Source organism: Stenotrophomonas sp. YJH_SMC_19 (genome assembly GCF_059367915.1).
In genome coordinates, this window is record NZ_JCAFRI010000002.1 from 21,255 (window position 1) to 42,581 (window position 21,327).

The 21,327-nt window shown below is 68.2% G+C and carries 16 protein-coding genes; 14 read left to right on the top strand and 2 right to left on the bottom strand.

Annotation, left to right across the window (positions count from 1 at the left end):
• Positions 1-2: 2 nt before the first annotated feature.
• The 7 genes from AC5P5R_RS02685 (at position 3) to AC5P5R_RS02715 (ending at position 6,562) form a co-directional block, all read left to right on the top strand.
• Positions 3-902 carry a peptidylprolyl isomerase gene (locus AC5P5R_RS02685; RefSeq protein ID WP_012480467.1) on the top strand — a complete coding sequence of 300 codons (900 nt, stop codon included), beginning with the start codon at positions 3-5 and terminating at the stop codon, positions 900-902.
• Positions 903-925: 23 nt separating this feature from the next.
• Positions 926-2,257: an MFS transporter gene (locus tag AC5P5R_RS02690; protein ID WP_012480466.1), complete on the top strand. Its 1,332-nt coding sequence runs from the start codon at positions 926-928 to the stop codon at positions 2,255-2,257.
• 194 nt (positions 2,258-2,451) lie between these two features.
• Positions 2,452-3,666, top strand: a complete 1,215-nt coding sequence (locus tag AC5P5R_RS02695; RefSeq protein ID WP_044570336.1) for an oxygen-independent coproporphyrinogen III oxidase — start codon at positions 2,452-2,454, stop codon at positions 3,664-3,666.
• 11 nt (positions 3,667-3,677) lie between these two features.
• Positions 3,678-4,454, top strand: coding sequence for a helix-turn-helix domain-containing protein (locus AC5P5R_RS02700; protein ID WP_010485317.1), 777 nt, complete (start codon positions 3,678-3,680; stop codon positions 4,452-4,454).
• A gap of 19 nt (positions 4,455-4,473) precedes the next feature.
• The gene (gene modA, locus AC5P5R_RS02705) at positions 4,474-5,217 is read left to right on the top strand and encodes a molybdate ABC transporter substrate-binding protein (protein WP_099498080.1); all 744 of its coding nucleotides are present in this window, start codon (positions 4,474-4,476) and stop codon (positions 5,215-5,217) included.
• 3 nt (positions 5,218-5,220) lie between these two features.
• Complete coding sequence (modB, locus tag AC5P5R_RS02710; RefSeq protein ID WP_005409908.1) at positions 5,221-5,904, top strand: molybdate ABC transporter permease subunit; 684 nt, start codon at positions 5,221-5,223, stop codon at positions 5,902-5,904.
• Positions 5,894-6,562, top strand: a complete 669-nt coding sequence (locus tag AC5P5R_RS02715; protein WP_049397976.1) for a sulfate/molybdate ABC transporter ATP-binding protein — start codon at positions 5,894-5,896, stop codon at positions 6,560-6,562. Before modB ends, AC5P5R_RS02715 begins: the two co-directional genes overlap by 11 nt.
• A 235-nt stretch (positions 6,563-6,797) precedes the next feature.
• On the opposite strand, the gene AC5P5R_RS02720 is transcribed toward AC5P5R_RS02715, so the two are convergent.
• Positions 6,798-8,327 carry a diflavin oxidoreductase gene (locus AC5P5R_RS02720; RefSeq protein ID WP_100438586.1) on the bottom strand — a complete coding sequence of 510 codons (1,530 nt, stop codon included), beginning with the start codon at positions 8,325-8,327 and terminating at the stop codon, positions 6,798-6,800.
• The gene (locus tag AC5P5R_RS02725; protein WP_005409905.1) at positions 8,324-8,752 is read right to left on the bottom strand and encodes a PAS domain-containing protein; all 429 of its coding nucleotides are present in this window, start codon (positions 8,750-8,752) and stop codon (positions 8,324-8,326) included. The genes AC5P5R_RS02720 and AC5P5R_RS02725 overlap by 4 nt, the downstream gene beginning before the upstream one ends.
• 437 nt (positions 8,753-9,189) lie before the next feature.
• Here AC5P5R_RS02725 and glgA point away from each other — a divergent pair, with 437 nt between their 5' ends.
• Genes glgA through glgX form a run of 7 tightly spaced genes read left to right on the top strand, consistent with a single transcriptional unit; the run spans position 9,190 to position 21,322 of the window.
• Positions 9,190-10,716 carry a glycogen synthase GlgA gene (gene glgA, locus AC5P5R_RS02730; protein ID WP_012480461.1) on the top strand — a complete coding sequence of 509 codons (1,527 nt, stop codon included), beginning with the start codon at positions 9,190-9,192 and terminating at the stop codon, positions 10,714-10,716.
• Positions 10,713-12,950 carry a 1,4-alpha-glucan branching enzyme gene (locus tag AC5P5R_RS02735; RefSeq protein WP_099498082.1) on the top strand — a complete coding sequence of 746 codons (2,238 nt, stop codon included), beginning with the start codon at positions 10,713-10,715 and terminating at the stop codon, positions 12,948-12,950. The genes glgA and AC5P5R_RS02735 overlap by 4 nt, the downstream gene beginning before the upstream one ends.
• Positions 12,947-14,665, top strand: a complete 1,719-nt coding sequence (gene treZ, locus AC5P5R_RS02740; protein ID WP_099498083.1) for a malto-oligosyltrehalose trehalohydrolase — start codon at positions 12,947-12,949, stop codon at positions 14,663-14,665. Before AC5P5R_RS02735 ends, treZ begins: the two co-directional genes overlap by 4 nt.
• Positions 14,662-16,506: a 4-alpha-glucanotransferase gene (locus tag AC5P5R_RS02745; protein ID WP_099498084.1), complete on the top strand. Its 1,845-nt coding sequence runs from the start codon at positions 14,662-14,664 to the stop codon at positions 16,504-16,506. The genes treZ and AC5P5R_RS02745 overlap by 4 nt, the downstream gene beginning before the upstream one ends.
• A complete protein-coding gene (gene treY, locus AC5P5R_RS02750; RefSeq protein ID WP_099498085.1) occupies positions 16,503-19,076 on the top strand; it encodes a malto-oligosyltrehalose synthase in 2,574 nt (857 codons plus the stop codon). Before AC5P5R_RS02745 ends, treY begins: the two co-directional genes overlap by 4 nt.
• Positions 19,045-19,215, top strand: a complete 171-nt coding sequence (locus AC5P5R_RS02755; protein ID WP_005413658.1) for a DUF2934 domain-containing protein — start codon at positions 19,045-19,047, stop codon at positions 19,213-19,215. Before treY ends, AC5P5R_RS02755 begins: the two co-directional genes overlap by 32 nt.
• Positions 19,202-21,322: a glycogen debranching protein GlgX gene (gene glgX, locus AC5P5R_RS02760; RefSeq protein WP_033835070.1), complete on the top strand. Its 2,121-nt coding sequence runs from the start codon at positions 19,202-19,204 to the stop codon at positions 21,320-21,322. The genes AC5P5R_RS02755 and glgX overlap by 14 nt, the downstream gene beginning before the upstream one ends.
• Positions 21,323-21,327: the final 5 nt, after the last annotated feature.

The following is a 21,327-nucleotide window of genomic DNA, read 5'->3' on the forward strand; positions in this document are numbered from 1 at the left end:
TCATGGGCAGCCTGCCGAAATTCCTGCCGATCACCGTGATCGACTCCGCTGCGCCGGTTCCCGCCGAGGCGCATTCGCACCACCATGACGCGGCAGCGCAGGGGCCGCGCTCGCTCGGGCAGCCGGCACCGTGCCGGCTGTTCGTGGACGAGACCGCGATCAGCGAGGCCGACATCGCCCGCGAGATGCAGCACCACCGGGCGATGCGCCCGGAGCAGTCTCGTGCCGAAGCGGCACGTGCACTGGTGGTGCGCGAGCTGCTGCGCCTGGAAGCGCAGCGGCTTGGGCTGCAGGCGCCGGAGGGCAACCGAGTAAGCGACGAGGAAGTGCTGATCCAACAGCTGCTGGAAGATGCGATCAAAGACCGCGTACCGAGTGATGAAGACTGCCGCCGGTACTTCGAGCAGAACCCGGAGCGCTTCCGCTCCCCCGACCGCGTGCGTCTGCGCCATATCCTGCTGGCCGCGCCGGCCGACGACGTGGCTGGGCGCTTCGCCGCACGTACCGAGGGCGAGCGGCTGGTCGGGCTGCTGAAAGAGTCGCCGCACCTGTTCGCCGATTTCGCCCTGCGCCATTCGCGTTGCCCATCCAGCAGCGAGGGCGGCGACCTGGGCTGGCTGCAGCGTGGGCAGACCACGCCGGAGTTCGACCGCCAGGTGTTCCGCCTGCGCGAGGGCCTGGCCGGTTTCCCGGTGGAATCGCGCTGGGGCTACCACGTGGTCTGCGTCGATGCACGCGAGGAAGGCCAGCCGCAGCCGTTCGAGGCGGTGCTGCCGCAGCTGCGTGACTACCTGGAGCTGCAGGTACGCCAGCGTGAAGTGCAGGCCTACCTGCTGCAGCTGCAGGAACGCTACCCGGTGCGCGGGCTGGATGAGATCGAAGCCGAAGCGGATATCGGCTGAACCCCCTTGAACGAGGAGAATTCATGAACCAGGCCCTTGCCCCCGCCAGTGCCGGGCAGCAGCAACGTGCGCTGTGGCTGAGCACGTTCGCCTTCACCGTGTGCTTTGCGGTGTGGATGATCTTTTCGATCATCGGCATCCAGATCAGTCAACAGCTCGGCTTGAATGACACCCAGTTCGGCCTGTTGATCGCCACGCCGGTGCTGACCGGTTCGGTCAGCCGGGTCTTCCTCGGCATATGGTCCGACCAGTTCGGTGGCCGCAAGGTGATGGTGCTGGTGATGCTGTGTGGCGCAGTGGCCACCTGGATGCTGACCTATGCCCAGACCTACACCCAGTTCCTGATTGCCGCGCTGTGCGTGGGTATCGCCGGCGGCAACTTCTCGGTGGGCGTGGCCTACGTCTCGAAGTGGTTCCCGGCCAGCAAGCAGGGCACCGCACTGGGCATCTTCGGTGCTGGCAACATCGGCTCGGCGGTGACCAAGCTGCTGGCGCCGCTGGTGATGGTGGCGGCCGGCTGGACCATGGTCGCCAAGGTCTGGGCCGTCGCGCTGGCCGTCACGGCGGTGCTGTTCTTCCTCTTCAGCAAGGAAGATCCGTCGCTGGAGCAGCGCCGTCGCGAAGGCGTGAAGCCGGTGCCGTTCGCCGAGCAGATGGCGCCACTGAAGAACCTGCAGGTGTGGCGGTTCTCGCTGTACTACTTCTTCGTGTTCGGTGGCTTCGTGGCGCTGGCGCTGTGGCTGCCGCACTACCTGGTGGGCGCCTATGGCATGGACGTGGGCCACGCCGGCATGCTGGCGGCGTGCTATTCGATCCCGGCCAGCCTGTTCCGCGTGGTCGGTGGCTGGATGTCGGACCGGATGGGGGCGCGCCGGGTGATGTACTGGACCTTCGGCGTGTCGGCCATCTGCACCTTCCTGCTGGCCTACCCGGATACCGAGTATGTGGTGAAGGGCATCCATGGCCCGATCCACTTCCATCTGGCCATCGGCGTGGTGATGTTCACCGTGCTGGTGTTCGTGCTGGGCTTCTTCATGTCGCTGGGCAAGGCCGCGGTCTACAAGCACATCCCGGTGTACTACCCCAAGCACGTGGGTGCCGTGGGCGGCGTGGTTGGCATGATCGGTGGCCTGGGTGGCTTCATCCTGCCGATCGTGTTCGGTGCATTGAACGATGCGGTGGGCATCTGGAGCAGCTGCTTCATGCTGCTGTTCGTGCTGGTGGCCGCTGCACTGGCCTGGATGCACTTCGCGATCCGCCGTATGGAACGCCGCCACTTCCCGCAGATCGACCGCGAAACCGACCTGCCCGAAGCCATCGATGCGGCCGCCGCCGAGCGGGTGCGCGGTGGGTGAAGGTGTTTGCCGGCCAGCGGCCGGCACTACCAGAACGGTGCGCGATGGGTGGAGGGTGCTGCCGGCCAGCGGCCGGCACTACCAAATGGTGGGTGAAGGGGTAGTGCCGGACGCTGGCCGGCAGCAACCGCCAGATGCGCCACGCTTGATTTCAATCAGGGCCACGCGAAGAGGAACGCCCGAAGATGTCTGCCATGAGCTTCCACGTTGACGAGAGCGAGGACACTGCGCTGCAGGCTGCATTGCTGCGGCAACCGCGGCACGTGCTGTTTCCGCCGGCTGACCAGTTCAGTACTGGTTTTGGCGAAAGCGGCTGGCGCGCTGCCATGCGCGCCAGCAATGAGCACCTGATCCCACGCGGCTTGACGCTCGGCTTCCAGGTCGGTCGTGGCGGGCGCGGTGTGCCGCCGCAGGCCTATCTGGACACCTTGCTGCTGGCGCTGCGGCTGCAGGCCGACGTGCTGGCCGAGGACCGTGAAGTGGTGGCGATGGTACTGCAGCTGGGGCTGGCCGAGACGTTGCCGCCGCCGCAGCTCGGCCAGCTGCTGGATGCGGTGCCGCAGCACCTGCGCACCGTGGCGCGGCCCCAGGTGGAGGTGCGGCTGGACGCAGGCAGCGCGCTGGCGCCGGCGCAGCTGCGTGCGGTGGGCTGCACCCGTTTGAACGTGATCGATCGCGCCGATGCACCGGGGCCGACCCTGCTGGCACAGGCGCGACAGGTGGGCTTCACCGCGCGCTACTACCAGTTGCGGGTACCCGGCAGCGAGGACGCTGGCTTCATTGAACGGCTGCACGAGGTGCTGGCCGAGGCACCGGAGCGCATCCTGCTGCCGGCGCCGTGTGCGCTGCCAGAATACCCCTCGGCCGTCCATTGGCTGCAGGCCTGGCGCCTGCTGCGCGCTGCGGGTTACGAACCGATTGGTGGCGATCACTATCAGCGCGGCGATCTGCCGAACCCGCACGGTCCGGGCGATGGCCAGCGCCATTGCGATCTTGCCAGCGTGCCACGCCGCGACCGCAGTGATTTCATCGGGCTTGGCCTGTCTGCCTGCAGCCAGATCGGCGAGGTGTTCTACCGGCTGGAGGACGAACTGGGCGAATGGCGTGCGCGGCTGCTGGCGGGTCACATGGGAGTCTCCGCCGGGCTGATCCTGTCCGAGGACGAGCGGTTGGTGGCCGAAGTGGCGCAGAGCATCGCCTGTGACCACGCCCTCGATGCGGCTGCCTTCGAGTGGCGCAACGATGAACCGTTCGAGGAATGTTTCGCCGAACAGCTGCCCGCGTTGTCGCCGCTGCTGGCACGCGGCTGGGCGCAGTGGGATGCGCGCGTGCTGCGCCTGGCCGAAGAAGGGCGCCTGCTGTGGCGTATGATGGCCGCATGCTTCCGGCCGGCGGCCGCCATCGCTTGAGTCTTGCCCCGATGTCTTCAATTCCGCCTTCGCAGGGCCGTCTCGGCCGGGCCACACCCAACCCCGCCGCCGCCGATGATGGCGACGCACTGCACTTCTGCAGCACCTGCGCGTTCTCCGACGCATGCATGTCGCAGGGTTACGACAAGACCGCACTGGGCGACCTGCACGTGCTGGTCGACCATGTCGGTCCGTTCCATGCAGGTGACTACATCTTCCGCGCCGGCGAATCGTTCGATTCGATTGCTGCGGTGCGCGCGGGCATGGTCAAGACCTTCGTCGATGACAGCCAGGGCAACGAGCAGGTGCTGGGCTTCAGCCTGCCGGGCGAAGTGATCGGCCTCAACGCGATCCACGGTTCGCGCTTCCCCTGCAATGCGGTGGCGCTGGACACCGTGCACCTGTGCCGCATCTCGTTCCCCAAGCTCAGCCTGTTGGCGACCCGCATGCCGGGGCTGCAGGCCAAGCTGTTCAGCCTGCTCAGTGCGGAGATCGGCAAGGTCGCGACCCTGGCCGCCAACCACCGTACCGAAGAACGCATGGCCGCGTTCCTGCTGGACATGTCCGAGCGCTACGCGCGGCGCGGTTTCTCCGCCACGCGCTTCAACCTGACGATGGCGCGTACCGAGATCGCCAATTACCTGCGGATGGCGCCGGAAACCGCCAGCCGCGTGCTGCGCCGCCTGAGCGATGATGGGATCATTGCGGTGAAGCAGCGCGAGATCCTGTTGCTGCAGCCCGAGCGCCTGGCAGCGCTGGCGGTGGCCGACGAATCCGATCCGAACTGAACCTGGCCGGGAGCCGACGATGAAGCGAGCTGGACTGTTGTTGCTGGGACTGCTGGCTACGGTGCCGGCCTGGGCGGCCGACCTGACGGTGTCGGCGGCTTCGAGCCTGACCGAGAGCTTCCGCGAGCTGGGCGCGGCGTATGAGAGGGCGCACCCGGGAACCAAGGTCGATTTCAACTTCGCCGCATCCGGCGTGCTGCTGCAGCAGATCAGCCGTGGCGCACCGGTGGATGTGTTCGCGTCGGCCGATGAAACCACGATGGACCAGGCCCAGCAGCAGGACCTGCTGGCGGCCGGTACCCGCGAGGTGTTCGCGGTGAACGCGCTGTGGGTGGTGGTACCGCCGCAGGCCAGGGCCGCGCCGCGCACCTTGAAGGACCTGGCTGGTGCCGGTGTGCAGCGCGTTGCGCTGGGCAACCCGGACAGCGTGCCGGTCGGCCGCTATGCCAAGGGCGCGCTGGAAGCGGCGGGCCTGTGGCCGTCGGTGCAGGGCAGGATCATCACGACGCAGAACGTGCGCCAGTCGCTGGATTACGTGGCGCGCGGTGAAGTGGATGCCGGCTTCGTCTATGCCACCGATGCACAGGCGATGCCCGACCGGGTGCGCCGCGCCTTCGCGGTTCCGGTGGCGGGGCGCATTGCCTATCCGCTGGCGGTGACCAGGGCCAGCGCGCAGTCGGCCGAAGCCAGGCGCTTCACCGCCTTCGTGCGTTCGGCGCAGGGCCAGGCGATCCTGGCCAAGCACGGGTTCGGCAAGCCCTGACGCATGGATCTGGACTGGAGCGCACTGGGGTTGTCGCTGAAGGTGGCCGGCTGGGCCACCGCGATCAATCTGGTGCTGGGCGTGGCACTGGGCGCGCTGCTGGCGCGGAGGCGCTTTCCCGGCCGCGAGCTGCTGGATTCGCTGCTGACCCTGCCGATGGTGCTGCCACCGACGGTACTGGGCTATTACCTGCTGGTGCTGATCGGCCGCAACGGCCCGATCGGCGCGTGGCTGCAGTCGTGGTTCGGCATCAACCTGGTGTTCACCTGGCAGGCCGCGGTGATCGCCGCGGCGGTGGCTTCGCTGCCGCTGGTGTTCAAGCCGGCACGCGCGGCGTTCGAAGAAGTGGACGGGCAGCTGGAGCAGGCCGCGCGCACGCTTGGAGTGTCCGAAGCAGCGGTGTTCTTCCGCGTCACGCTGCCGCTGGCGTGGCGCGGCATTCTTGCCGGCCTGCTGCTGGCCTTCGCACGCGCGATGGGTGAGTTTGGCGCGACATTGATGGTGGCCGGCAGCATTCCGGGACGCACGCAGACGCTGTCGATCGCCATCTACGAGGCGGTGCAGGCCGGCCAGGATGGCAAGGCCAATGCGCTGGTGATCCTGACTTCGGTGGTGTGCATCGTGATCCTGTTGCTGGCAGCGCGGCTGGTGGGCGGGCGTCGCCGGGAGCTGCGCGATGTGGCTTGACCTGCAGGTGCAGCGCCGCCTGCAGGCGGCCGGCCAGGATTTCGTGTTGGACGTATCGCTGCAGTGCACGCAGCGGCAGGTGGTGCTGTTCGGGCCTTCAGGCGCCGGCAAGAGCCTGACCCTGAAGGCGGTGGCCGGGCTGCTGCGGCCGGGCCAGGGCCATGTGCGCCTGCAGGGGCAGACCCTGTTCGACGCGGCCACCGCTGTGGATCTGCCGCCGCAGCGCCGCCGGCTGGGCTACGTGTTCCAGGATTACGCGTTGTTCCCGCACCTGAGCGTGCGCCAGAACGTGGCGTTCGGGCTGCAGAAGGGATGGCTGAATCCGCGGGTCGGCCAGCGTTTCGATGCGGTGGAGCAGTGGCTGCACGCATTCCGCATCGACACGGTGGGCGATCTGCTGCCGTCGCAGGTCTCCGGTGGCCAGCGCCAGCGCACTGCATTGGCGCGCGCCCTGGTGACGCAGCCGCAAGCGCTGCTGCTGGATGAGCCGTTCTCCGCACTGGACCATGACCTGCGCCAGCATCTGCGCCAGGAGCTGGAGACCGTGCTGGACAAGACCGGCATTCCGCTGCTGTTGATCAGCCACGATCCACAGGACGTGGCCATGTTCGGCCAGCAGGTGGCGCGCGTGGTGGACGGCCGCATTGTCGGCAATTGACCCGTGATGGACGCACCGGCGACGGTGGGTCACATCTGATGGTAGTGCCGGCCGCTGGCCGGCAACCAAGGGATACTGGGCAGCCGGCCAGCGGCCGGCTCTACCGTGATGCACGGGCGATGGTTGGCTACATATTCTGGTAGTGCCGGCCGCTGGCCGGCAACCTCGGTATCCTGAGCAGCCGGCCAGCGGCCGGCTCTACCGGTCCAGGATTCGTGCAGTCCAGTGGTACCGATCAATACAGCTCACAGTGCGTGCGGCCTTCACCGCGCAGCGCGTCCCAGCGCCCCTCGCCACCAATGGCATCGATGGCCTCGCGCACCGCGCCTTCCAGATGGCGCTTGTTGCCGCACAGGTAAAGATGCCCACCGCGGGCCAGGACGTCGCGCACTTCGCTGGCGCGCTGCTGCAGCACGTGCTGCACATAGATCTTTTCAGCGCCATCGCGCGAGAACGCGGTATGCAGGCCGGCCAGCACGCCACGCGCGTGCCAGTCCTGCAGCTGGTCTCGATACAGGTAATCGTGCTGGCGGTGCTTCTCGCCAAACACCAGGTGCACCTCGCGTTCGCAGCCGTTGGCCTGCAGCTCCTGCATCAGGCCCATCAGCGGTGCGATGCCGGTGCCGGTGCCGACCAGCAGCAGCGGCGCCTGGCCGGTATCGGGCAGGTGGAAGCCAGGGTTGGAGCGGCAGTACACACGGGCGTGGTCGCCGCCATGCAGCAGGCTGCCGGTGGCGGTGCCGAAGCGCTCGCGGCCGCGCAGGGTGTAGCGCACTTCGCGCACGCACAGGCTCAGCTGGTCGTCGCACGGGTGCGAGGCGATCGAATAGGCACGCGGCAGCCGCGGTGACAGCAGTTCGCGCAGCCGGGCCAGCGGCACGCTGTCCGGCGTGGCGTGGTCCTGCAGCACGTCCAGCAGGTCCAGGCCGTGCAGGTAGGCTTCCAGCTCGCGCTTCTGGCTGACCTTCAACAGGCCCTTCAGTACCTCGCTGCCGCCGAGCCTGGCCAGTTCGCGCAGCACGCCCTTGCTCAGCAGGCGCAGCTCGCGGTCGTGCAGGGCGGCCACGGCGGCGGTGTCGCCGTACCAGGTAGCCAATGCCTGCAGCAAGGCAGGGTCGTTCTCGGGTACCACGTGCAGGGTGTCCCCCGCGCGGTAGGCCATGCCACTGCCGGCAATGTCCAGTTGCAGGTGCCAGGCGGCCGGGTCGCTGCTGTTCAAGCGGCGGCGTTCGAGGATGCGGGCGGCAAACGCATTGTCTTCGCCATAGGCGGTGACCTGCAGGTGCAGGTGCTGGCCAGCGCTGAGGTCGCCATCCAACACCTGGCCGAGCACCGGCTGCCATTGCTGGAAGAACTGCTCGTAGCCCAGGTCGGCGTCCACCCGATGCAGCAGCGGCTGCGCCTGGCGCTCGCTCAGCGCGGCATCCAGCGCCTTGGTGAAGCCGCAGAAGCTCGGGTAGCCGGTATCACCGAGCCCGAACACTGCATAGCGCAGGCCGCTCAGCGTCGGGACCTGGCGCAGCGTTTCGAAGAACTGCTCGCCATTGGCTGGCGGCTCACCGTCACCGAAGGAACTGGAGATCGCCAGCAGCACATCGCCTTGGCCGAGACTGGCTACGTCGATGTCGTTGAACGGGAGCACCTGCGGCCCATGCGGCTGCAGTTCCGCGCCCAGGCGCTGGGCCAGGGCGCGGGCGTTGCCCGACTCGGACGCGAAACCCACCAGCAGACGGCTGAAGGGCGTACTGGTCGGGAGAGCGTTCACGCGGCCTCGTAGAAGTCGTCGAACTTTTCCTTGCTGAACTCGACCAGGTCGTAGTTCTGCATCAGGTCGTTCACCACGCGGCGGATGCTGATGTAGGAGGTGATGTTGCCGTCTGCGTCGAACAGCGGCTGCACGGTGGTGTCGACCACGTAGAGCACGCCGCCCTTGCCGAGGTTGGGCACGATGCCGGTCCAGGTCTTGCCGGCCTTGATGGTGTCCCACATGTCCTTGTATACGGCCTTGGGCACGTCCGGGTGGCGCACGATGCTGTGCGGCTGGCCGATCAGCTCTTCGCGGGCGAAGCCGGTGAGCGTGCAGAACAGGTCATTGGCGTAGGTGATGTTGCCCTGCAGGTCGGTGGTGGAGATCACCATGACGTTCTGCATGGCGTTCAGCAGCTGGGCGTTGTCGGGGGTGTAGCTCATCGCAGGGTCCTTGTGGATGCCGGCCGCGCCGGCGTGTTCGGGTCCTGCATAGGAATACGCCCGCGCGGCGGCGGGCGGTTTGACATTGGTCAAGCGCGTAGCGCGAAGGCCTGCGACCGGGTGTCGCAGGGTGAGTCTCTTAAAGACCAATCCAGCTCGGCTCAGGCGGCACGCGGGATTGCAGCCGGGCGTGGGCTCGGCCCCATCGCAGGAGAGACGTGCAGGAGGCGGGCGCATGTCATGTGTACTGAGCTCATGACGTGTTGTCACAAAGAAATCGCCATGGCTTCACGGTTGATTGATCGCATGCAGGGCTATTGTCGTCCTGAGCCTCTCGCTGACGTCCCCCACGTCCTGCGTCGACTTCCTTCCCACCATCAGCGCCCGTCCGGGCGCCGCTGGCGTCCGTCTGCCTGAAATACCCGAGAGACCCTCCCATGGCCCGCGCTGTCCAGTCCGCTTCATCTGTTGCGACCTCTCCCGGTTCGCTCGTGCCGATCGGCACCCGGCGTGGCCACTCGCAGCCACTGCAGCTGCCGGAGCTGGTACAGCGTGTGTTGTTCGTCGCGACCGAGATGGCCGACTTCATCAAGGCCGGGGGCCTGGGCGACGTGGCCGCAGCCCTGCCGCGTGCGGTACGCGGCGCCTGTGATTCGCGCGTGCTGCTGCCCGGCTACCCGGAGGTACTGCAGCGCCTGCCACAGCTGCAGCGGGTGGGACAGGTCAGCGCGAGGGCGGGCCTGCCTGCGTGCGGGATCGGCATGGCAGTGCAGGCAGACGGCCTTCCGATCTACGTGCTGCTCTCGCCAGAGCTGTACGAGCGCGAAGGTTCGCCATACGTCGATGGGCAGGGCCAGGAGTGGAAGGACAACGCGGTTCGCTTCGCCACGCTCTCACACGCGGCGGCGGAGATTGCGGCCGGGCGTGCCGGGCTGGACTGGTCGCCGCAGCTGCTGCACCTGAATGATTGGCCTGTGGCCATGGCGGCAGCCTACGTGCGTTGGGACCGGACCACCGTGCCGACCCTGCTGACCATCCACAACCTGGCTTACCAGGGGCTGTTTCCGTATGCGCTTGCACCTGTGCTAGGCGTACCGGTCGAACACCTGGATGAACTGCACTTCCACGGGCAGATGTCGTTCCTGCAGGGTGGCATCACCAATGCCACGCGCCTGAACACGGTCAGCCTGCGCTACGCGCAACAGATCACCGCCCCGGACGATGGTTGCGGACTGCATGATCTGTTGGCCCGGCGCGCCGCCGGCGGCCACCTGAGCGGTATCGTCAACGGCATTGACGCCAGCTGGGACCCCCGTCGTGACATCCATCTCAAGGCCCACTTCGGCATTGGTGAGTGGACCGGGCGCGCCACCAATGCGCACGCGGTGCGCAGTGCATTCGGCCTGGCGCCCTCGGCCGGCCCGCTGTTCGCGGTGGTCTCCCGCCTGGTGCACCAGAAAGGTCTGGACATCACATGCGACGTGGCGCCGCAGATCGTGGCGGCCGGCGGCCAGCTGGTCATCATCGGTGGCGGCGAGCCGCAGGTGGAAGCGCAGGTGCAGGCGCTGGCCCGGCGCTACCCCGGACGGGTGGGCGCATTCATCGGCTTCGAAGAGGCGCTGGCCCGCCAGATGTTTGCTGGCGCCGATTTCCTGCTGATGCCTTCGCGTTTCGAACCCTGTGGGTTGAGCCAGATGTACGCGCAGCGCTTCGGCTGCCTGCCCATCGCGCACGCGACCGGCGGGCTGGTGGATACCGTCGAGGATGGCGTGACCGGATTCCTGTTCCACGGCGCCAATGCCGATGGCCTGCGCCGCTGCGTGGAACGGGCGATGCGCACCTTCCGCCTGCCCGGCCTGCTGCAGGCCATGCGCCGCGCGGCCATGCTGCGGCCGGGCGGTTGGGATGCGGCGGGGCGCGCATATCTGGCCCTGTACCAGCAGACCTGCCAGGTGGCCGCATGAGTCACGACAGCCTGCAGCCGGTCGCCCTCGAGGACGAGCCCATGGCGACTGCCGGACGGGAGGAGGGCGTGGTGGCTCCGGCCCTGGACGACCTGGTTCATGCACGGCCGGCCGATGCGTTTGCCTGGCTCGGGCCGCACCAACAGCCCGATGGCCAGCGCCAGCTGCGCGTTCTGGTGCCCCACGCGCGTCGCGTGGAGGTGATTGCGGGCCCGGAGCGGCGCTGGGATCTGCAACCGGGTCCCTTGCCCGGCCTGTTCGAAGGTGCAGCAGGTGAAGCGCCCGTGCCGCTGCTCGCCCTGCATTTCGAGCAGGGTGTGGAGCAGGTGCACGATGCCTATTCCTTCGGTCCGCTGCTGGATGAGGCGCTGCTGCAGCATTTCCATGCCGGTGACGCTGATGCAGCGCGCCAGTTGGGCGCAGTAGCGATGCAGGTACAGGGTATCGACGGCGTGCGCTTCGCGGTGTGGGCCCCCAACGCACGAAGGGTTGCCGTGGTCGGCGATTTCAACGGGTGGGATGGCCGGCGCCATCCGATGCGGCTGCGCCACACCGCTGGCGTGTGGGAGCTGTTCCTGCCTGGCGTGCAGGCCGGTGCCCGCTACAAATTCCGCATCGTCGGCGCCGACGGCCGGGTGATGCCCGACAAGTTCGATCCGATGGCGCGCTGGGCCGAGCTGCCACCGGCCACCGCCTCGCGGGTGCCTTCGGCAGCGCCGATGCAGTGGCACGATGACGCATGGTTGGCGGCGCGGCGGCAGGCCGGAACCTGCACGCCGCTGTCCATCTACGAAGTGCATGCGGGCTCCTGGCAGCGCAGCGACGATGGTTCGCCGCTGGACTGGGATGCCTTGGCCGACCGGTTGATTCCGTACGTGGCAGGGCTTGGTTTCACCCACATCGAGCTGCTGCCGGTCAGCGAGCATCCCTTTGGCGGTTCCTGGGGCTATCAGCCACTGGGGATCTACGCGCCAACGGCGCGCCATGGCACGCCACAGGCCTTCGCACGCTTCGTGGACCGCTGTCATCAGGCCGGCGTAGGGGTGATCGTGGACTGGGTGAGCGCGCACTTCCCGAACGATGCGCATGGCCTGGCCGGGTTCGATGGCACCGCGCTGTACGAGCATGCCGACCCGCGCGAAGGGGTGCACGCCGACTGGGACACGCTGATCTACAACTATGGCCGCAACGAAGTGGCCGCCTACCTGATCGGCAGTGCATTGGAGTGGGTGGAGCGGTTCCACATCGATGGTCTGCGCGTGGATGCCGTGGCGTCGATGCTGTACCGGGATTACAGCCGTGCCGAGGGCCAGTGGATACCCAACGAGCAGGGCGGGCGCGAGAACCTGCAGGCGGTCGCTTTTCTACGGCGGATGAACCAGACGCTGAGGGAGCGCTTCCCGGACGTGCTGGTGATCGCCGAGGAATCCACCGCATGGCCAGGGGTGACCGCGCCGGTGGAGCAGGGCGGGCTTGGTTTCACCCACAAATGGAACATGGGCTGGATGCACGACACCCTGCAGTACCTGGGGCGCGATCCGGTTCATCGCCAGCATCACCATAGTGAGATCAGCTTCGGCCTGGTCTACGCCTTCTCCGAACGGTTCGTGCTTCCGCTTTCGCATGACGAGGTGGTGCACGGCAAGGGAGCGCTGCTGGCCAAGATGGTGGGCGACCCGGCGCAGCGGCTGGCCCAGCTCCGCGCGTACTACGGTTTCATGTGGGCGCACCCGGGCAGCAAACTGCTGTTCATGGGCGGCGAGTTCGGCCAGGGACAGGAGTGGTCGCACGATGCGGCACTGGACTGGGCACGGGCGGCCAGCAACGAGGGCCAGGGCCTGTCGCGCCTGGTGGGCGACCTCAATGCCGTGCTGCGCTCCGAACCTGCGCTGCACCGCGACGAACGCGACGAACGCGGTTTCGACTGGAGCGTGGCCGACGACAGCCGCAACAGCGTCTACGCCTTCATCCGCCGGGATCCGGCCGGTAGCGGCCGCACCCTTCTGGTGGTGAGCAACTTCACTCCGGTACGTCGCGACGGCTACCGGGTCGGCGTGCCGCAACCGGGGTGTTGGACCGAACGGCTCAACACCGACAGCGGTTACTACGGTGGCGGCAACGCGGGAAACCTCGGCGCAGTGCATACCGAGCCGAGGCCGATGCATGGTCACGCGCAGTCGCTGCGGCTCACACTGCCGCCGCTGTCCACGCTGTACCTGCAGGTTGATGCATGACCGCAGTGGCGCCGCGCCTGGGCGCATGGCCGGTGGCCGGTGAAGGTGTCGAGTTCCGCGTGTGGGCACCGGACGCAGGCACCGTGGCGCTGTGCCTGCAGGGCGTGCCGCGGCCGATGCACCGCGACCCGGACGGCTGCCACTGGCTGCGGACACAGGCGTCGCATGGTGACCGCTACCGGTTCCGCCTGCCGTCCGGCCAGGACGTGCCCGACCCGGCCTCGCGCTGGCAACCGGACGGCGTCGACGGCGACAGCGCCGTGGTGCTGGATACGGAGGCAGCGCGGCCTGCCTGGCACGGGCATGCCTGGCAGGACCTGGTGATCTATGAAGTGCATATCGAAGCGGGCGGCGGCTTCGCTGCGCTGGCTGCGCAGCTGCCGCTGCTGGCGGCGCTGGGCGTTACCGCCATCGAACTGATGCCGGTCGCGCAGTTTCCCGGGCAGCGCAACTGGGGCTACGACGGCGTGTTCCCGTATGCGCCGGCCCATGCCTACGGCGGGCCGGCAGCGCTGAGGACCTTCATCGAGGCGGCGCACGATGCAGGGCTGTCGGTGCTGCTGGATGTGGTCTACAACCACTTCGGACCGCAGGGCAACCACCTGCGCAACTACGCGCGCGGGTTCTTCCGTGACGATCGCAGCACGCCGTGGGGCGAGGCCATCGACTTCCGCCAGCCCTGGGTGCGGCGGTTCTTCATCGACAATGCGCTGATGTGGCTGCGCGACTATGGAGTCGACGGACTGCGCCTGGATGCTGTGCACGCCATTGACGATGACCGGTTCCTGCAGCAGCTGGCCGATGAGGTACGCGCTGCGGTGCCGCAGGCGCACCTGGTGCTGGAGAACGAACGCAACCAGGCGCGTTGGCTGCGCGGCGCCTATCAGGGGCAGTGGAACGACGACTTCCACAACGCGCTGCATGTGATGCTGACCGGCGAGCAGGAAGGCTATTACGCGGCCTATGCCGGGCGCGCCGAAGCACTCCTGGCGCGCTGCCTGGCCGAGGGATTCGCCTGGCAGGGCGAACCGGACCTGCGCGGCCATCCCCGTGGCGAGCCCAGCGTCGACCTGTCGCCTGCGCGTTTTGTGGTATTCGCGCAGAACCACGACCAGGTGGGAAACCGCGCCTTCGGCGAGCGCCTGTCGATGCTGATCGATCCTGCCCGGCTGCGCGCGGCGCTGGCCCTGACCCTGCTGACGCCGATGATCCCGCTGCTGTTCATGGGCGAACCGTGGCAGGTGCAATCGCCATTCCTGTTCTTCACCGACTACGCGCCACCGCTGGACGAGGCGGTGCGTGAAGGGCGTCGCCGTGAGTTCTCCGGTTTCAGTGCCTTTGCCGACGCCGCCGCGCGCGCGCGTATTCCGGACCCGAACGATGCGGCGACCCTGCAGGCGTCGTACACGCCGCCGCCCGGCGATGATCCCTGGTCGCAGCACTGGCTGCGCTGCACGGGTGAGTTCCTCGGCCTGCGCAGGCGCTATCTGCAGCCGGGCCTGCTGCAGGCGCGGTCGCTGGGCGCGCGCGTGCTGGGCCAAGGCGCGGTGCAGGCGGGCTGGCAGTTGCCCTCGGGCCAATGGTGGATCGCGATCAACGTGGGCCCTGTGCCGGTGGCGCATGCGGTGCCGGCCGGCGAGTGCGTCGTTGGGCCGGACGCGGCCGCGATGCTGCCGGCAGGCGGCGGTGCGCTTGCGCGCTGGATCGCCGCATGAATACGGATGCGGCGGTCCGGGAGGCGGCCCGCCGTGCGGGCCTGCTGGTCCGCTGGACCGACGTGGCCGGAGCAGAGCGCGAGGTTGCGCCCGACGTGCTGCGCGCCGTGCTGTCGGAGTTCGCGTGCGACGGTGTGCCGGTGGCCCACCCGTTGCTCACTGCCTGCTGTGGTCAGCTCCTGGCCATGCCTGAGGCAACTGGCGCGGCGTGCTGGGTGGACGAGCAGGGCACAGCGTTGCCTGCACGTGCGGATGCGCAAGGGCGCTGGCGGGTTCCGGATCAGCCAGGCTATTGGCAGTGGCGCCGGGGCGACCGGCAACAGGCGGTTGCGGTGGCACCGCAGCGTGCCTGGTGGCCGCAGGGCCTGCTGCGCGGTTGGGGTCTGTCGGCGCAGGTCTACAGCCTGCGCGCGCCCGGTGATGCCGGCATCGGTGACAGCGCCGGCTGTGCGCGGTGGCGCGAGCTGCTGCACCGTCACTGCGGCGATGCACTGGCGTTGAGTCCGCTGCACGCCGGCCTGGCACCGGGCACGGGCTACAGTCCTTACTCGCCCAGCGACCGGCGCTGGCTCGATCCGCTGCAGGTGTCGCTGCCGCAGGTTTTGCCGGAGGCCGCCGGCAGCGTGTTGCGCGAGGACGAAGCACTGGCGATGGCCGTTGAAGCGGCTACCGCAGCACGCCGCATCGACTGGCCGCACTCGGCGGCAGTGAAGTGGCGCTGGCTGCGCCAAGGGCGCCAATGGCTGCGGCAGCAGGCGCCGGCACAGTACGAACAGATGCAGACGTGGTGCGATGCGCAGCGGGAACCCCTGCTGCAGTATTGCCAGCACGCCGCCGACCGATTCACTGGAAGCGCCGACGACCATGCGTTTGCGCAGTGGTTGGCGTGGCAAGGCTGGGCGCAGGTGCAGGCGGGACTGCGCAACGACGGCGCGTCGATCGGACTGATCGCGGATCTGGCAGTGGGTTGTGCACCGCAGGGCGTCGAGGCCCGGACCGGCGGCGACCGCCTGCTGCAGGGCCTCGAGCTGGGCGCGCCGCCGGATGCGTTCAATCCGCTGGGCCAGGCCTGGGGTATCACCAGCTGGTCACCCTCTGCGTTGCAGCGCGAAGGGTTTGAACCGTTCATCCGCGTGTTGCGCGCCGTGATGGCGGGTCGCGGTGGATTGCGCATCGACCACATTCTGGGCCTGCAGCGGCTGTGGGTGCTGCCGCGTGGCGCGGGCGCCGGGCAGGGGGTGTATCTGCGCTATCCGTTCGATGATCTGATCAACCTGCTGGTGCTGGAATCGTGGCGCCATCGCTGCGTGCTGATTGGCGAAGACCTGGGCGTGGTTCCTCCGGGTATCCGCCAGCGACTGGCAGCCCGTGGCGTGCTGGGGCTGGAGGTGCTGCCGTTCGCCCGCAACGGTGAGCGCTTCCTGCCGGCGCCACGGTGGCGCCGCGATGCGGTGGCCATGCCCTCCACCCATGATCTGCCGCCGCTGGCCGGCTGGCTGCGTGGGCGCGACCTGCGCTGGCGTGCACGCCTGGGTGAGCTGACCGAGCTTCCCGCGGCGCTGCACGCGCGTGCCAGCGAGGTACAGGCGCTGTCCGCAGTCGCCCGGGGCGAGGGCGCGACGCTGGAAGCGCGTGCGCTGTCACTGGTGGCGCACGCACCTTCACGGCTGGCGCTGCTCCCGCTGGAAGATGCGCTGGGCAGCCGCGCGCAGGTGAACCTGCCGGGTACCGTCAATGGTCACCCGAACTGGCGCCGACGCTTGCCGCTTGCGTGGGATCCGGACGCGGCCGATGCGCGCATTGCCCGGTTCAGCGCCACGCGGCGCAAGGCGGGACGATGACCCGGTTGCGTGCCACCGCACGCCTGCAGCTGCATGCAGGCTTCAACTTCGAGGCCGCTGCGGCGCAGCTGCCGTACTACGCCGCGCTGGGCGTCAGCCACCTTTACCTGTCGCCGATCAGCGCTGCGATGCCAGGGTCCATGCATGGCTACGATGGCATCGACCCGGCCCGCATCAATCCGGAACTGGGCGGCGAAGAAGCCTTCCAGCGGCTGGCGACAGCGGCGCGTGCGCATGGCATGGGCCTGATCCTGGACATCGTACCCAACCATCTTGCGGCATCCCCGCAGACGCCCTGGTGGAACGATGTGCTGCTGCACGGGTGCAGAAGTCCCCATGCAGGATGGTTCGACATTGACTGGGAGGCGCCGGGTTGCGAGGGCCGGCTCTGGCTGCCAGTGCTGGACCGGCCACTGCACGACGCCGTGCGCGATGGCGTGTTGCGCGTAGCAGTGGACGATGAGCGGCCGACGCTGCGTCATCACGGGCTGGCATTGCCGTTGTCTCCGCGCAGCCATCCGCTGGTACCCGCGCAGTGGCCGGCATGGGCGGAACGCTGCAACCGCAGCGTCGAACGGTTGCACACGCTGCTGCGGCGGCAGCACTACCGGCTGGCTTGGTGGCGCACGGCGGGCGATCAGGTGAACTACCGGCGCTTCTTCGACATCAACGAACTGGCCGCACTGCGGGTGGAGCGCGACGATGTGTTCGCGGCGGTGCATGCGCTGCCGTTGCGGCTGGTGCGTGCGGGGTGGGTTGACGGCCTGCGCATTGACCATGTGGATGGCCTGTCGTCACCCGGGCCGTACCTGCAACACCTGCGTGCGTCGCTCGACGAGGCCTGCGCGGCAGGCGGTCGCGACCCACAGGCAGTGAGCGTGCATGTGGAGAAGATACTGGCGGAGGACGAACAGCTGCCCGATGGCTGGGCCTGCGACGGCACGACGGGCTATGACTTCATGGACCAGGTTGGCGCCTGGCTGCATGATCCGGCTGCTGCACCCGCGCTCTCCCGCACCTGGCAAGCGGCGATTGGCGACGCGCGCAGCTTTGACGACTTGCAGCAGGATGCCCGCAGCATGCTGCTGCGCACGTCGCTTCACACCGACTTCCAGCGACTGCTGCGCAGCGCGCAGCGGGTCCTGCAGCCCCGGCTGGCCGAAGCCGATATCGGAGCCGCTGCGCTTGCCCGTGCATTGGCCGCGCTGCTGCGGCACTACCGTACCTACCGCCCCTATTCGCTGCAGGATGCAGGTGAACGGAAGGCCCTGGTGGACGCTGCCGCGGCAGCACGCGAGGCACTGGACGGTACGGCACACGCGGCACTGGATCTGCTGCTGCGGGCACTTCCCGGCGAGGCGGAGGCCGAGCGCGCGCTGCGGGTGAGATTCGGGCAATTGGCCGCGCCGTTGAATGCCAAGTCGGTGGAGGACACAGGCTTCTATCGTTACTTCAGGCTGCTGTCGCGCAACGAAGTCGGAAGTGATCCGCAGCGGCTGGGCATGGAGGGACGCGAGCTGCTGGAACACGCAGTGGGACGCCTGCAGCGCCATCCGCGGGCATTGCTTGCGCTGGCGACCCACGATCACAAGCGCGGGGCCGACAGCCGGGCGCGGCTGGCGGTTCTCAGCACCTGCACGGTCGAGTGGCGGGACGCCGTGCGGCGCTGGAGCCGGATGTCGACCCGCGCGGGCGCGCCGATGCCGTTGCCGGGTGCCGAGGCCTATGCGCTGTGGCAGGCGCTCGTGGCCGCGTGGCCGATGCACGGTAACCCGGGCGCCGACTTCGCATCGAGGATGGTGCAATGGCTGACCAAGGCGTTGCGCGAGGGCAAACGGGTCAGCAGCTGGTCCGATCCCAACGTGGCGGTGGAGGAGGCCGCCGCGCAGTGGCTGCACGCACTGCTGGATGGAGCGCCATTGCAGCCGGTGCGGGAGGCGCTGGCGACGTTCGTGGCGCGCATTGCGCCGGCCGGCGCCTGCAACGGCCTGGCACAACTGTGCCTGCAGCACTGCCTGCCCGGCGTGCCCGACCTCTACCAGGGCGGAGAAGGCTGGGACCTGAGCCTGGTGGACCCGGACAACCGGCGTGCCGTGGACTATCCAGTGCGGCAGGCGTGGCTGCGCGATACGCGCGGTTGGCCCGCCCTGCTGGAGGACTGGCGGGACGGTGGCATCAAGGCATTTCTGCTCAGGCGCTTGCTGGAGTGCCGCCGCAGGCACCCGCAGCTGTTCCTGCACGGCCAACTGCAGGCGCTGTCCGCACCGGCGCGTTCGCCCTGGCTGGCATTCGCGCGCAGGCATCAGGCGCAGGTGCTGCTGGTGATCGTGCGGCGTGGTTCGCCCACCGCCGTGCCCGGGCCCAGCCTGCACGCAGCACACAACGTCGGCACTGGCCTGATGCTGCACGGGCTGGCGACAGGCCCCATGCGCAACCTGCTGGACGGGCGCATCGAACATTTCAAGGCAACCGGGGACGCGGCACGGCTTCTGGCTGGCAGCCCGTTGGCGGTATGGATCAACGAGGAGACGGACAGGAATGGACAGCAGGGAACGACGGCAGCGGATTGAGGCATTGGCCCACCAGATATGGGAAGCGGAAGGGCGGCCGGACGACCAGCAGCAGCGGCATTGGCACATGGCCGAGCGCCTGGTGGAAGCCGAGATTGCCGCTGCGCGCGACGAGGAGGGAACCGATGGCCAGCCGTAAGTGGACGCAGACCTCGCGGGTGCGCGAAGGCCGGCCGTTCCCGCTGGGGGCGACCTGGGACGGCTTGGGTGTGAACTTCGCGCTGTACTCGCGGCACGCTACCCGGGTGGAACTCTGCCTGTTCGACGCGCGCAACCGTGAAGTCGAGCGTATCGCGCTGCCCGAGTACACCAACGAGATCTGGCACGGCTACCTGCCGGACGTGCGGCCCGGGCAACGTTACGGCTACCGGGTGCACGGCCCGTATGCGCCGGAAGAGGGCCATCGCTTCAATCCCAACAAGCTGCTGCTGGATCCCTATGCCAAGCAGATCGTCGGCGAACTGAAGTGGGCCCCACACCTGTTCGGCTACACCCTGGGTCACCGCGATGGCGATCTCAGTTTCGACCGCCGCGACAGCGCCGGTTACATGCCACGCTGTGCCGTGATCGATCCGGCTTTCAGCTGGGGCGCAGAGCGTGCACCTGCCACGCCCTGGGACCGGACCGTGATCTACGAAGCCCACGTGCGCGGACTGACCATGCAGCATCCCGACGTCCCACAGGCCGAGCGCGGTACCTTCTCCGCGTTGCGGCACGATGCGGTGGTCGACCACCTCAGCCATCTGGGGGTGACCGCCATCGAGCTGCTGCCGGTGCATGCCTACGTGGATGACCAGCAGCTGCTCGAGCGCGGGCTGCGCAACTACTGGGGATACAACACCATCGGCTTCTTCGCGCCGCAGGCACGCTATCTGTCGCTGGGCACCGTGGCCGAGTTCAAGCAGATGGTCGCGCGCCTGCACAACGCGGGCATCGAGGTCATCCTGGACGTGGTCTACAACCACACGGCCGAAGGCAACGAGCTGGGCCCTACGCTGTCGTTCAAGGGCATCGACAACGCCAGCTACTACCGTTTGGCCGATGATCGCCGCTATTACATCAACGATACCGGTACCGGCAACACGTTCGATCTGACCAATGCCGGTGCGCTGCGCATGGTCATGGACTCCCTGCGCTACTGGGTGACCGAGATGCGGGTGGATGGGTTCCGCTTCGACCTGGCAACCATCCTCGGCCGCGAACGGCATGGCTTCGACGCCTCGGGCAGCTTCCTCGATGCGGTACGCCAGGACCCGATCCTGAGCCAGGTGAAGCTGATTGCCGAGCCATGGGACATCGGCCCGGGCGGCTACCAGCTGGGCCAGTTTCCGCCGGGCTGGGCCGAGTGGAACGACCGCTTCCGCGACACGGTGCGCGCGCTGTGGCGTGGCGATGGCGGGCAGCTGGCGGAGTTTGCCACGCGCTTCACTGGCTCGGCCGACCTGTTCGAACACCACGGCAGGCGACCGTCGGCCAGCATCAATCTGGTGACGGCGCATGATGGATTCACCCTGCACGATCTGGTCAGCTACAACGATCGCCACAACGAGGCCAACGGCGAGGACAACCGTGACGGCCACTCGCACAACCTCTCCAGCAACCACGGCGTGGAGGGAGACACCGATGATGCGGCGATCCTTTCGTTGCGTGCGCGGCAGATGCGCAATCTGCTGGCCACGCTGCTGCTGGCGCAGGGGACGCCGATGCTGCTGGCGGGCGATGAGTTCGGCCATTCGCAGCAGGGCAACAACAACGCCTACTGCCAAGACAATCCACTGAGCTGGATCGACTGGGAGCGCGCAGCATTGCCGGCTGCACAGGCGCAGGTGGCGTTCGTGCGGCGGGCGCTGTCACTGCGCCGGCGCTACGGCCTGCTGCGCCGGAACCGGTTCCTGCGCGGCGAGTACGATGAGGCGCTGGGCCTGCGCGATATCGACTGGCGGCATCCCGATGGTCGCGGCATGGAGGAAGCGGACTGGCATGACGCAGGGCTGCGTGCGCTGGCGATCGTGCTGGACGGTCGCAGTCCGGACAGTGGCCTGCGCGAGCCCGGGCGGCATGTCAGCCTGGCCCTGCTGTTGAACGCCGGGGAGCAGCCGCAGCGGTTCTGTGTGTCAGACGACGCCCTGTCGTTCCGGCGCGTACTCCTGCAGACCGACGAAACGCCGTTGGAGCCGGATGAGGAAGGCGCCTGGACGCTGCCGCCGCGCAGCCTGTGCCTGCTGGCGGCAAGCAGCAGCGCGTGATTGCA

Bases quoted from the DNA above. Each gene is read 5' to 3' on its own strand.
- AC5P5R_RS02685 (WP_012480467.1), top strand. From the start codon at position 3: ATGGGCAGCCTGCCGAAATTCCTGCCGATCACCGTGATCGACTCCGCT.
- AC5P5R_RS02690 (WP_012480466.1), top strand. From the start codon at position 926: ATGAACCAGGCCCTTGCCCCCGCCAGTGCCGGGCAGCAGCAACGTGCG.
- AC5P5R_RS02695 (WP_044570336.1), top strand. From the start codon at position 2,452: ATGAGCTTCCACGTTGACGAGAGCGAGGACACTGCGCTGCAGGCTGCA.
- AC5P5R_RS02700 (WP_010485317.1), top strand. From the start codon at position 3,678: ATGTCTTCAATTCCGCCTTCGCAGGGCCGTCTCGGCCGGGCCACACCC.
- modA (WP_099498080.1), top strand. From the start codon at position 4,474: ATGAAGCGAGCTGGACTGTTGTTGCTGGGACTGCTGGCTACGGTGCCG.
- modB (WP_005409908.1), top strand. From the start codon at position 5,221: ATGGATCTGGACTGGAGCGCACTGGGGTTGTCGCTGAAGGTGGCCGGC.
- AC5P5R_RS02715 (WP_049397976.1), top strand. From the start codon at position 5,894: ATGTGGCTTGACCTGCAGGTGCAGCGCCGCCTGCAGGCGGCCGGCCAG.
- AC5P5R_RS02725 (WP_005409905.1), bottom strand. From the start codon at position 8,752: ATGAGCTACACCCCCGACAACGCCCAGCTGCTGAACGCCATGCAGAAC.
- glgA (WP_012480461.1), top strand. From the start codon at position 9,190: ATGGCCCGCGCTGTCCAGTCCGCTTCATCTGTTGCGACCTCTCCCGGT.
- AC5P5R_RS02735 (WP_099498082.1), top strand. From the start codon at position 10,713: ATGAGTCACGACAGCCTGCAGCCGGTCGCCCTCGAGGACGAGCCCATG.
- treZ (WP_099498083.1), top strand. From the start codon at position 12,947: ATGACCGCAGTGGCGCCGCGCCTGGGCGCATGGCCGGTGGCCGGTGAA.
- AC5P5R_RS02745 (WP_099498084.1), top strand. From the start codon at position 14,662: ATGAATACGGATGCGGCGGTCCGGGAGGCGGCCCGCCGTGCGGGCCTG.
- treY (WP_099498085.1), top strand. From the start codon at position 16,503: ATGACCCGGTTGCGTGCCACCGCACGCCTGCAGCTGCATGCAGGCTTC.
- AC5P5R_RS02755 (WP_005413658.1), top strand. From the start codon at position 19,045: ATGGACAGCAGGGAACGACGGCAGCGGATTGAGGCATTGGCCCACCAG.
- glgX (WP_033835070.1), top strand. From the start codon at position 19,202: ATGGCCAGCCGTAAGTGGACGCAGACCTCGCGGGTGCGCGAAGGCCGG.